Origin of the sequence: Rhodococcus sp. CX, from assembly GCF_015865005.1 — a bacterium.
In the GTDB taxonomy this organism is placed as follows: domain Bacteria; phylum Actinomycetota; class Actinomycetes; order Mycobacteriales; family Mycobacteriaceae; genus Rhodococcus.
This window is the reverse complement of the sequence record NZ_JADZGH010000100.1, coordinates 7,418-19,214: the sequence shown is the minus strand read 5'-3', so window position 1 is coordinate 19,214 and position 11,797 is coordinate 7,418. Positions and strand designations below refer to the sequence as shown.

Sequence of the window (11,797 nt, the reverse complement as noted above, 5' to 3'; positions counted from 1 at the left end):
TCACCGTCGAGCGTCCCCTCGTCGACGAGTCCGGCAACCCTGTCGTCGACCGCAAGGGCAAGCCCAAGCCGGACACCAAGAAGCGCGACACCGAGAACGTCCCGTTCACCTACGGCGGCTCCACGGCCGGTGCCGAGGGAAAGACCGAGGTCATCCAGGAATACTTCGACACTGAGGTGAAGCCGCACGTACCCGACGCCTGGATCGACTGGGCCAAGGTCAAGACGGGCTACGAGATCCCGTTCACCCGCCGTTTCTACAAGTACGTTCCGCCGCGGCCCCTCGCCGAGATCGACGCCGACTTGGAAAAGCAAGTCGCCAAGATCCTGGACCTGCTGCGCGAGGTCGAGAAGTGAGTACGACGGTCGTAGCCGAGTCGTGGACGAGGACCCGACTCGGCTGGCTGCTCCAGCCGGTCTCCGACCGCGGACACGAGGACAAGATGGTCCTCAGTGTCTACCGTGACCACGGCGTGGTCCCGAAGGACAGTCGCAATGACAACTTCAACCGGACGCCCGATAATCTGAGCAACTATCAGCTTGTGCAGCCCGGCGACCTTGTCGTGAACCGGATGAAGGCGTGGCAGGGTTCGCTTGGAATTTCCAAGTACCAAGGCATCGTCAGCCCGGACTACGAGGTACTTCGGCCAACTGTTCCCGAGTACGATCTCCGATTTCTCCATAGTCTGCTCCGCTCGCGCCCCCTGATCGACCAGTACGCCCTCCGTTCCACAGGCATCCGCCCGTCCCAGTGGCGCCTGTATTGGGACGAGATGAAGACGATCGAGATTTCCCTGCCCCCAGTCGAGCAGCAGTGCGCCATCGCCGACTACCTCGACTGCGAGACCGCCCGCATCGACATGCTCATCGAGGAACAGCAGCGCCTGATCGAGATGCTTCGTAAGCGGAGAGGCGCGGCGATCTCAAGTGCTGTGGCGCGGGGCCTCGACGAGACCGTTGTCCTCAAGGATTCAGGCCTCCCCGGTGCTGGACCAGTTCCGGCGCACTGGGAAGTCATGCCCCTCCGTTACACCATCTCGTTCCAAGAGGGCCCGGGCATTATGGCTGCGGACTTCCGTGACGAAGGCGTTCCGCTTCTGCGGGTGAGTTGCGTGCGAGCGGCTCGATCGACGCTTGAAGGATGCAACTATCTCGATCCCGACGACGTTGCCCGTCGATGGTCACACTTCCGGGTTGATCTCGGGGATCTGCTCATTAGTGCGAGCGCAAGCATGGGGACCGTCTCCGAGGTGACTGAGGAGACGGCCGGAGCGGTGCCGTATACAGGGATCATCCGGATCAAGTCTGGTCGCATGCACAAAGACTTCATCCGCTGGTTCGTTGTGTCCGGAGAGTTCATCGACCAAGTTGATTCGCTAAAGACTGGCTCGACGATCCAGCACTTCGGCCCGACGCACCTTGCTCAGATGCGTGTCGCACTGCCGCCGATCGATGAGCAGCGCCAGATTGCGGCGTACCTCGATGAACAGACCGCGAAGATCGACACGTTGATCGCCGAGGCGGAGCGGTTCATCGAGCTCTCGAAGGAGCGTCGTTCGGCGCTGATCACGGCGGCGGTGACGGGGCAGATCGACGTACGGGAGACGGCGTGATGGCCGATCATAACGAGGTCGTTTTCGAGTCCGAGATCTGCGCGTACCTGGAGTCCCACGGGTGGCTGTACTCGGCGAACGACGCCGGCTATGACCGGGAGCGGGCGCTGTTCCCCGAGGACCTGTTCGCTTGGCTGCAGGAGACCCAGCCGGCGGCGTACGAGAAGGCGATGAAGGCCGCGGGGTCGGAGGCGAAGTTCCTCGATGTACTGACCACTGCGCTCGACAAGCCCCTCGAACATGGTGGCGGAACACTGAACATCCTGCGCAACGGGGTGCAGTACATCGGCGGGGGCCGGTTGAAGATGGCGCAGTTCCGCCCCGAAACCAGCCTGAACGCGACCACCAACGCCCAGTACGCGGCGATGCGGGTGCGGGTGATGCGGCAGGTGCATTTCTCCACCGCCGACCAGCGCAGCATCGACCTGGTGTTCTTCGTCAACGGGCTCCCGGTCGCCACCGTGGAGCTCAAGACCGATTTCACCCAGTCCCTCGACGAGGCGATCAACCAGTACCGCAAGGACCGGCATCCGCTGACCAACGGCCGGCCCGAGCCGCTGCTGTCGTTCGGGCACCGGGCGCTGGTGCACTTCGCGGTCTCCAACGACCTGGCCGCGATGACCACCCGGCTCGAGGGCGAGAAAACCCACTTCCTGCCGTTCAACATGGGGCACAAGGGCGGCGCGGGGAACCCGCCGGGTGAGGCCGGTAGGTCGGCGACGGCGTACCTGTGGGAGCGGGTCTGGGACAAGGACGCCTGGCTGCAGATCATCGGCCGGCTGATGATCGTGGAGACCAGGGAAGAGTGGGACGTCGCGACCGGCACGTCGGTGCGGCGCACCAGCATGCTGTTCCCGCGGTTCCACCAGTGGGAGGCCGTGACCAACATCGTGACCGCGGTGCGCGAGGAGGGGGTGGGCCGCCGCTACCTGATCGAGCACTCGGCCGGGTCGGGCAAGACGAACACCATCGCCTGGACCGCGCACCGGCTGGCCCGGCTGCACGTGAACGACGAGAAGGTCTTCGACTCGGTGATCGTGGTGGTGGACCGCACCGTGCTCGACGGGCAGCTGCAGGAGGCGATCCGGCAGATCGACGGCTCCGGGAAGATCGTGGCCACGATCAGCCCGGAGGATGTCCGCAAGGCCGGGGCGAAGTCGAAATCCGGGCTGCTGGCGACCGCGCTAAAGAATGGGGAGCTGATCATCGCGGTGACGGTGCAGACCTTTCCCCACGCACTCGACGAGATCCGCAAGGATTCCTCGCTCAAGGGCCGGCGGTTCGCGGTGATCGCCGACGAGGCGCACTCCTCGCAGTCCGGCCAGATCTCCTCCAAGCTCAAGGCCGTGCTCACCGCGGAGGAACTCGAGGAGGTCGAGGAGAGCGGTGAGGTCGACGTCGAGGCGATCCTGGCCGCGGAGATGACCGAGCGCGCCGACTCGGAGAACATCTCCTACCTCGCGTTCACCGCGACCCCGAAGAACAAGACCCTCGAGCTGTTCGGCCGCACGGGCCCGGACGGCAAACCGGTCGAGTTCCACCTCTACTCGATGCGCCAGGCCATCGAGGAGGGCTACATCCTCGACGTGCTCCAGGGCTACCAGACCTACGACACCGCACTGAAGATCGCCGGCCAGGCCGAGAGCGGCGACGGCGGCGAGGTGGAGGAGTCCGCGGCACGCAAAGGGTTGATGCGGTGGGTGAAACTGCACCCGACCAACATCGGCCAGAAGGTGCAGATCATCGTCGAGCACTTCCACACCAACGTCGCCCACCTGCTCGACGGCAAGGCGAAGGCGATGGTGGTGACCGACTCGCGCAAGGCCGCGGTGAAGTACAAGAAGGCGATCGACGCCTACATCGCCAAGCGGGCCGCCGAGGACGCCTCGTACAACTACCGCACCCTGGTCGCCTTCTCCGGCTCGGTGACGATGGCCGAGGACGAGCAGTGGACCTCGGACTGGGGGCCGGCGCCGAGCCGCGGCGACGAGTTCACCGAGGCCAACCTCAACCCCGGTGCCGGCTCGGACCTGGCGGCGGCGTTCAAGGGCGCGACGTACAAGATCATGCTGGTTGCCAACAAGTTCCAGACCGGGTTCGATCAGCCGCTGCTCTCGGCGATGTACGTCGACAAGAAGCTCTCCGGGGTCACCGCCGTGCAGACGCTGTCCCGGCTCAACCGCACCCATCGCACCGCGTCCGGGGAGCAGAAGCGAAAGACGTTCGTCATCGACTTCGTGAACAAGCCCGAGGACATCCGGGCTTCGTTCGAGCCGTACTTCACCAATGCCACCCTCGAGACCGAGACCGACCCGTACGTCGTGGTGCACCTGGCCACCAAGCTCGCCCAGGCCGGGATCTACACGCGGGAGCAGGTGCGCGAGGTCGGCGAACTGTGGGTCACCCGCAAGGGCAACAACGCCCTGTCGTCTGCGATGGGCAAGCCCAAGCACGAATTCGAGCGCCGCCAGGCGGCGGCGCTCGAGGCCGACGACAAGGTCACCCTCAATACCCTCGACCTGTTCCGTAAGGACGTCTCCACGTATGTCCGGCTCTACGACTTCATGAGCCAGATCGTCGACTACGGCGACCCGTACATGGAGATGCTGTCGATCTTTCTGCGGTTGCTGGAAAGGGTCATCTCGCAGTCCTCCTGGGCGGCGGAGGTCGATCTGTCCGACGTGGTCCTGGTCGGGGTCAAGCACACCAAGGCGACGGCGGTCGATATTTCGCTGACCGGGGACGGTCAGCTCAAGGGCATCAGCGCGGCGGGCACCGGCACCCGGAAGGAGCCGAAGTACGTCGCACTGCAGGTCGTCATCGACAAGATGAACGACCTCTTCGGCGCGGAGGCGTTCACCGAGTCGCAGATCCGGGAGTTCGTGCAGGGACTGGTGCAGCGGCTGCTGGACTACCCGGACCTGGTCAATCAGACCAAGGTGAACTCGAAGAAGCAGTTCATGGAATCGCAGGACTTCCAGGCGGCGGTCACCGAGGCGGTCGTCGACAACCAGGAGGCCCACAACACCATGGCCGACTACTTCTTCAGCGACGGCCCCAGCATCAGCGCTGTCATCACGGCGCTCGCGGACGCCTTCTACGAGGCAGCGATCGATCAGGAGACGGCCGTGTGAGCAGCCGGCACCGGAAGCGGACTGTGCGGTACAGGTTGGAACTAGCCACGTAGAGGCATTGCGATCGAGAACGACAAGCTGACGGCCGTTCCGGTCAGGCTGTATTCGCGAGAGCGAAACGACGGTTCGCTCCGAACCCGGCACGGATACGCCAGAGGGGCGAGACGATTTCTGCATGACGACGGGCCCTGACAAGGGTGGTCGACGGCCACCAACACCAGCCGGCGAGTTCACGGGCGATCGCGGTGTTCGCCACTGCCGGGCGTTTACGACGCAGGTCGAACTCGACCCAGCGGGCGTGCAACCGCCGGTTCGCCTGCTGCCCGCGGGCCCGAGCCGCCGGAGACGCCTGGTCCCCAACGGCGCCGCAGATCCGCACCGGGACAGTACCGTGGTCGGTGGTGCCAGGCGGCCTCGATCAGCAACCGCCGGGCGTGGCCGTTGCCGGTCTTGGTGATCGATCCCTGCGATCTGCTTGCCCCGGACGAGTATTCGGTTGGCACCAACCCCAGATAGGCGCCGATCGATCGGCCGCTCAGGCCGGTGCCAGTCCCCGATCTCGACAGCCAACCCGAACGCGGTCAGCGTGGAGACTCCGCGCAGGCAGCCGAGCCGGGTCACCACCGAGGTGTAGTCGCTGTTCTCGGCCATCGCGGCGATCGCCGCATCGAGGCGATCCCGCCGCTCCACCGCTGCGACCATGGCGTCGTAGGCACTGTCGTACGCCAGCTGCAGTCCGGGGGTGTCGAAGCGCTGGGCGCGCAGCCAGGTGTCGTGCACCTTCGTCCACGCGTGGCCGCCGGAGTAGAGGATTCCTTGTCGCAGCAGGAGTTTCGAGACCCGATGTCGGGCCGCCATGAGGTCGCGGCGGGAGTCCTCGCGGGACCGCACCAGATCGCGGGCGGCCTCCTGCTCGACGCTGGGCACCGCTACGGCGGAGATCTGCCTTCAGGTGCAACAGTCGGGCCAGATGCCGCGCATCGCGTGTGTCGGTCTTGACCCGCTCGCCCAGCGGACGCTGCAGCGTCGACGGTGCTGCCACCAGACACTCGATGCCGGATGCTGCCAGGAAGCGTGCGAGCCCGTAGCCGGTGGGGCCGGCCTCGTACGTCACTGCCACCGGACCGGGCAGGGTCCGGATCCACTCGATCATTTCGTGGTGTGCGGGCGTCAGTCGGCGCTCGAACAGCTCACCGGTGTTGTCACCTGCGAGGCCGCAGGCGACCACCGATCGTGCGTGCACGTCCAATCCGATACTCGTACGCTGATTCATCGCTGGGGCCTCCCACATCTTGTGGCTCTACCGGCCAGGACCCGATTCCTGCCGGCAACCCACGTTCACATGTGAGTGAGGCCCCAGCCCAGCCCCTCATATCGTCTAATCTGGTGCAACTCGGGCCCGAGCGGCGGCCGTTGGCCACGGTGCGGCCGTCCGGATTCGCGCCGTCGGCGACCGGGGTCATCTTCCTAGCCAGGATTCTCCGTCAGGCGAATCTGAAACGGTCGGAACGAAACGAAATATGTTGGGGGGAGAACGATCAGCAACCGCTGATTGACATAACATCCCTTATTGGTGTAGTTGCGTCGGGTTCTCTTGGAATCTATGTGAATTCAGTGAACCGTACCTTGTATCGGTATCTAAGGATCCATAGTCCTGCCCATAGGAGTCCGGTGGGCACGATCAAAAGCCAATCGGTTGCCGGTAAAGGATCCCCTTGAAGGAAGCGCACAACTGCAAAGAATAGGCCCAATCCGAAGAAAAACCCCGGTATGAACTCTGTGACGCCCAGTCTCTCATACCCGGAGTGAACGCTCCTCCACTTCATATGTAGTGCGAGGCTGAGATTCTCCACCGCGCCCTCGGTGCATCCTGCCGCATCCAGCTTCTCGCTGATCGACTTCAGTGCTATCTTTTTTTCAGGCGGTGGCGCTGTGTGTAATCCGCCAGAGGTAATTTCATTGATAAGGTTGATTGCCTCATTTACGGTCTGGCGTGGTCGTGATATTTCAAGGTCTGATAACTCTCGGGTTACGGCGTGGGCCTTAGTATTGTTGAGGAGCATCTGCATTGCTACATCGGCTGCCCGATAGGAGCGAGTTGAAGAGGGCGTGTGAATGGAGACGGGGAGGGTGCTGCTCGCCTTCGCGGTGAGCTTCGACTGCTGCGCGTTCCTTGTCAATGCCAAACTTGATGCGCTGTTACCGCCTCTGGCTCTGGGAATGGGGTTATTGGCGCTTCTGAGCTGAGACTTGAGGATGGGGAATACCTCGCCGATAGTTAGGAGCTCGTGCCCAGATGGAATGCCAGATTTGAGTACCTTTAATAGTGTTCCAGTGAAGGCTGTGCACCCCCCAGGGCCGGTCGACTCTGCATATTTTGTTCGAGTGTCTGTTGCAGTTAGAACGTACGCACCTTCGATCACGGACAATTCGTCGAGGGCGATTCCTGGATCAGATGATCCAGCGGCCATGGTCCCACTGCCGAATGCGGCTCCGCTATAACAGCAATCGAGGATAACGAACTTGATCGCTGCATGTGAACGAAGAATGTCCTCGCGAATGGCAGAGTAGTCTACAGTCGTATATTTCGCTCGATCCAGCCTTGAAGAACTGTGAGTCAGTTTTAATTCTCCGCCGGGTGCAACGCCATGTCCAGCGTAGTAGAACAGGAGTAAATCCGAAGCTTCGTCGATCGCGGTTTCGAGCGCATCAACGATTGCATTAGCGTCCGGAGGGTTTGAGACGGCCTTGATATGTCGAAGCCCTGTATTATCTGCGAGAAATGACTCCAGGTCAATTAAATTCTTTGAAACGGATGGTAGGGATCCAAACCCTGATTCCGCTGCGTATGTTGACGTGCCAATGAGTATCGCTCGGGATAGTTCACTGTCGGGCAGCCTCATCACGTGATCCTTCGCTCGCTTCGATCAGCGCTTGGTTCACTTCAGCGGATGTGACGTCCCGATGCCCATCACTTTCTATCTCGGATGATCTGATCGCGTGGACGACGAGCCTGAGGCGGGACTCGCGGGTGGCCAGCCATGCTGTAACGCAGCTGGACACCGCTGTCCACAGAGCGGGGCTGTCCACCACTAATCTGATGGTGTCTTCGGCGCCCATTTGGCCTTCCTTGGGGGCACCCTGAACGACCGATTTTCGGGCGGTCCTCAATTCGTTGTCATCGAGGATTGCCGCATAGAGGTCGCGGAGCTCCTCGGCATCGTCTTGCGAGCCGGCGATTGACAGGTGGAACTCAGTCACGAGATGACCCTCCGTGTCGACGTGGGGCTCAGTCATTCTAGTCCGCTGGCTCCCGTAAGGGGCACTCTCTGATCGGGCGTACATTACGCACAGGTTCCTGTTCGAGTGGTTGATGGCCTGAAACGTCGACCGATTGCCTGGTCCCCTGCGCCGGCACGGTCTGTATTCGTGTCCAAACCGATGCCGGTACATCGTGGTCCGGTCGGCTGGATCGCCTCGGCCGGTCGATGCCGATGAACACCCGGTGCCGTCACGGCGGTTGCACGTCGGCGCCTCGATGCTGATGCGGCTTGCATCAGCACCACCATCGGCGACACAGGTTGAATCCGCCTCCGCCGCCACCACCACTCGTACTGGGAACGTGGGGAGTCGGGGGAACGTAGGGAGTGTCGAGATACAAGTTGCCGTCGTCGTCGAACTTGTAGGTGTTGCGGTCGTCGTCGTCAGTGCCGTAGACCCCGTCAAGGCCGCGGCGAATACGGTCGAGTTCTCCTTGTTGTTGCTGCTCGAGCAACCGGCGGTCGTCACGGGCTCGACATTCGGCATGCCGTCCGATGCGGCCTTCCCAGGCAGCCTCGAATGCCGCGTACATTCCAGGCCAGTACCTGCGTGCCGTCACATTGCCGAGGCTGTCCTTGGCGCTCGCGATCTGTTCGTCGACGGGTGCTGTAGCGAACGGAGACAGGTCAACACTCGGAGACGGTTCTGCGACACCTTCGGATACGAGGAGGGCGTTGATCGTGTCATCCGGCGCGGCGGCCGGAGCGGGTGATTCTGTCGAGTCGCTCCCACTGGGCGTAGGGGTCTGACTGCTGGTCGTTGTGCTGCTCACCGTGGTCGGTGCCGGAGTGCTTGCACTCGTGGGTGTGGCGGCGGGAGCACTTGTCGTCTGCGTCGAGGCAGTGACCACGCTGACATAGGCTCCGGTAGGAAGAGGCACCCCGGGATAGACGGATGACACCATGTCGCGTACCGCACGGACCTGTGTACCTACCGGGAGAAGCTCACGGACCCGGGAGAACAACGCAACGGCGGGCGGTGAATCCGCCCAGGAGTAATCGCCGCAATTGAACGGGCGGATGTTCGCAAGATCGATTCTCTGTTGCCTGCCGGCAGCATCGATAATGATCGACGGTACGCCCCCCGAACCCCCTGAAGCGGCGACGATCTGTTGCACTGTGCCGGTCCAGACCGGCTCCTCCTCAAAGGTCGGCGACGATGCAGCCGAGGCCTTCGGAATCGTGGAGTTGGGCACCGTCGCTTCTGTGTCGACATTGTTGTTGAGGCAGCTACCGGCCAGGCCGAGAACCGCAACAACCGCGACCGCGCCGATCCCGATCCGTTTCTTGATGGACAGCGGCGCAGTCCCGTACTCACTGCCCTCCAGATCTTTACCGAAATCGGAGATGGGTTCGGCAGTTTGGACAGCCGAGTTGATGGCAGCGACGAAGTCCCCGATCCGATCGTGGCCGGCGACATAGCTCGGGTCTGCCCTGCTGTTCTTGTGGTATCCGACACGACCGCGTAGCAGCAGCCGCATTTCGGCGGGCCTGGAAGAGGTGGCTTCGCGCCAGGAGATTCCTTCGATGGCTCCGACTGGAACCACCCAAGCTGATTCCAGCCGCTGACGACGAGGGAGACCCCAGCGGGAATCAGCGAACGTCACCGTGCCCGCGACATCGTCGAAAGTAACCACGGATCCGATGCCGGAGTAGGTGAGAACAGCCACCGCTGAATCTAAGCAGAGACCGATGACCGTGCCATCGCCACCACCAGTCGCTGTTGTCGAGCACCCGTATGTGGTTTGCGGGCAGGTTCAGTGTGCCGGTAGTTCCGGGTCAGGACGCCGCCGTGTGTTCCGTATCGGCGTGCAGGGTGGTGAAGGTCGTTCCGGGGCCTCGCAACGTCATGGGGCCCGCACAGCCGGCCCGCAGTCACAGCGCGTCGGTGGTCTCCGGGGAAACGCGATGTCGATCCGATCGGATGCCGGGCGCGTGACCGGCATGCCGTCGACGATCGCGGCGACGTCGCTGTCGGTTGGTCGGTAGTAGTGCTTCGTCGCGTCGTACAACTGCTTCTCGACCTGCGAACCTTCCATCGTGTGTCTTTCCCGTCGTCGACCCGGTGGCCGGCCTCATCAGAACAAGGTGCCCTGCGAGTCCCCCGGATTGATCTTCGCGTGGAGCAGTGCGTCTGCGTCGTACCCGTGGCGCAGTGCCTCACGGATCGCCAGGGACCGCTCGTACCGTGAACGTCCCTGTCCGTCGAACAGTGCATGCCCAGACAGTCGCCCGAGTGCGATGGCGTAGCGCACGTTCTCGCTGTGCGTCGACTTCACGAGATGATCGGGGCCCACGCGCACACACAACGGCTCGTTGCACTTGTGCTCGCACACCACGTTCGGTTCGAGCGGCCCGTGCACCAGCTCCACCGCGAAGCGGTGCGCGAGCACTGTGCGTTGCCGATTCTCGCGTTGGAAGTTGAGCCGGCCGTAGCCGTCGGGCGCACTGATCGCCCCGACCCAGTACCAACACGTCGGTGACTTGACGACCTTCGCCCAGAACGCCGCGATGTTCGCCGCCGACGGCATCAACGAGTTGTCGACCACCCGCACCCGATCGGATCGACCGGACGAATCCGCTGCACCGTACTCGACATCGAGTTCCGGGAAACCGATGTCGAGGGACGGCTCGCTGTCGCTCATGATCGGCGCATCGTCACGATGCGACCGTCACCGGCTGCCGGTCGTCGGCGGGCACGGTCGGTGCCGGCGATGGTGCCGAGGGCGGTGTGCCTGCGCCGGAGCCGGAGGCCTCCAGATCGCTCTTGGCCTGCTCGATGATCTTCTTCGCCTCGCGGGTGCTGACCCCCAACAGGGGAGCAAGCTCGGCGGCCGAGGCGCTGTTGCTGAACTCGACGATGGCGAGCGCGTAGTCACGCAGCAGCGCGGATTCCTGGGCCTGTTCTTCCGGCGTCATCCGAGCGCCGGCCGCCTCGGCTTCGGCCTTCACCGCCTCGATCTTGGCGGCGAACTCGTCCCGGATCTTCTGGATGCGCTGATCCCGAGCCTTCTCCAACTTCTCGATCTTGCGCAGGGGTGCCGCCTCGCGGGATTCGATCACCGCGTCGAGCTTCGCAAGTTTCGCGGCAACGCCGTTGATCGGAGCCGCCAGAGACTCAATTTCGGCCTCCGCGGCTGCTCCACCGTCGGGCCAGGTGGCCTGAGATCGATCGTGCTCGCCAAGAGGGCACTGACACAACGCGCCGAGCGAGTGAGGGGAACCAGCCGACGGAGATGGCAGAGATGATCCGGGAAGCCAGGATCGCTGGATGTCGGGTGGAAATCCTTCTGCCACTGTTGAAGTTGTCCTTGACCGTGATCAGCTCGCCCGGGACAAACGCCGAGAATGGTGGGCAGACCTCGGCCGCACGGTCAATCGCAGGCCCCTGGCCGTCCTTGTGACTGTGTCACCGCGGGTCAGAGGAACAGGATTGTGGACTTTCGGTGTCGTGCCGCTGCTGGCAGCGGTGGTGTTGGCGTACGTACCGGTCTTGCGAGAGTACGAGCTGCTGGCTCGGCGCAGGGGTGCCTCGACGGCAGGGCACGTGCGAGTCCCCGAGACGCACCGTCGGAGCATCCAGCCCCACCGACGACACCGGAACAGAAGGGCTTCACGATCCCAAAGACGGTCACGGCAGCCCGGCTCGATGCGGGCAGCGCCCCAGCAGTGATCGACCCAGACCAGACGCAGCGGCCTGTGGGTCCTCGAGATGTTCACTGCCGACGAAC

General features: G+C 63.2%; 7 protein-coding genes and 2 pseudogenes. 3 read left to right on the top strand and 6 right to left on the bottom strand.

Features of this window, described 5'->3' with window-relative positions; genetic code table 11:
• The 3 genes and pseudogenes from I0Q12_RS32600 to I0Q12_RS11055 form a co-directional block, all read left to right on the top strand.
• Positions 1–356: pseudogene (locus tag I0Q12_RS32600) on the top strand (SAM-dependent DNA methyltransferase); the annotation flags it as partial.
• Positions 353–1,612 carry a restriction endonuclease subunit S gene (locus I0Q12_RS11060; RefSeq protein WP_307846173.1) on the top strand — a complete coding sequence of 420 codons (1,260 nt, stop codon included), beginning with the start codon at positions 353–355 and terminating at the stop codon, positions 1,610–1,612. The pseudogene I0Q12_RS32600 and the gene I0Q12_RS11060, both read left to right, overlap by 4 nt.
• The gene (locus tag I0Q12_RS11055) at positions 1,612–4,746 is read left to right on the top strand and encodes a type I restriction endonuclease subunit R (protein ID WP_197251963.1); all 3,135 of its coding nucleotides are present in this window, start codon (positions 1,612–1,614) and stop codon (positions 4,744–4,746) included. The genes I0Q12_RS11060 and I0Q12_RS11055 overlap by 1 nt, the downstream gene beginning before the upstream one ends.
• Positions 4,747–4,957: 211 nt before the next feature.
• Here the strand turns inward: I0Q12_RS11055 and I0Q12_RS11050 are convergent.
• The 6 genes and pseudogenes from I0Q12_RS11050 to I0Q12_RS11025 all read right to left on the bottom strand — a co-directional run.
• Positions 4,958–6,037: pseudogene (locus I0Q12_RS11050) on the bottom strand (IS110 family transposase); the annotation flags it as partial.
• A gap of 310 nt (positions 6,038–6,347) precedes the next feature.
• Positions 6,348–7,649 carry a caspase family protein gene (locus I0Q12_RS11045; RefSeq protein ID WP_197251962.1) on the bottom strand — a complete coding sequence of 434 codons (1,302 nt, stop codon included), beginning with the start codon at positions 7,647–7,649 and terminating at the stop codon, positions 6,348–6,350.
• A complete protein-coding gene (locus tag I0Q12_RS11040; protein WP_197251961.1) occupies positions 7,630–8,007 on the bottom strand; it encodes a hypothetical protein in 378 nt (125 codons plus the stop codon). Before I0Q12_RS11040 ends, I0Q12_RS11045 begins: the two co-directional genes overlap by 20 nt.
• Positions 8,008–8,302: 295 nt before the next feature.
• A complete protein-coding gene (locus tag I0Q12_RS11035; protein WP_197251960.1) occupies positions 8,303–9,736 on the bottom strand; it encodes a hypothetical protein in 1,434 nt (477 codons plus the stop codon).
• A gap of 408 nt (positions 9,737–10,144) precedes the next feature.
• Positions 10,145–10,711: an HNH endonuclease signature motif containing protein gene (locus I0Q12_RS11030; protein WP_231610439.1), complete on the bottom strand. Its 567-nt coding sequence runs from the start codon at positions 10,709–10,711 to the stop codon at positions 10,145–10,147.
• A gap of 13 nt (positions 10,712–10,724) precedes the next feature.
• Positions 10,725–11,129, bottom strand: a complete 405-nt coding sequence (locus I0Q12_RS11025) for a hypothetical protein (RefSeq protein WP_231610438.1) — start codon at positions 11,127–11,129, stop codon at positions 10,725–10,727.
• Between the last annotated feature and the right edge of the window lie 668 nt (positions 11,130–11,797).

Excerpts from the sequence above, each read along its gene's own strand:
- I0Q12_RS11055 (WP_197251963.1), top strand. The coding sequence starts at position 1,612 with ATGGCCGATCATAACGAGGTCGTTTTCGAGTCCGAGATCTGCGCGTAC.
- I0Q12_RS11045 (WP_197251962.1), bottom strand. The coding sequence starts at position 7,649 with ATGAGGCTGCCCGACAGTGAACTATCCCGAGCGATACTCATTGGCACG.
- I0Q12_RS11030 (WP_231610439.1), bottom strand. The coding sequence starts at position 10,711 with ATGAGCGACAGCGAGCCGTCCCTCGACATCGGTTTCCCGGAACTCGAT.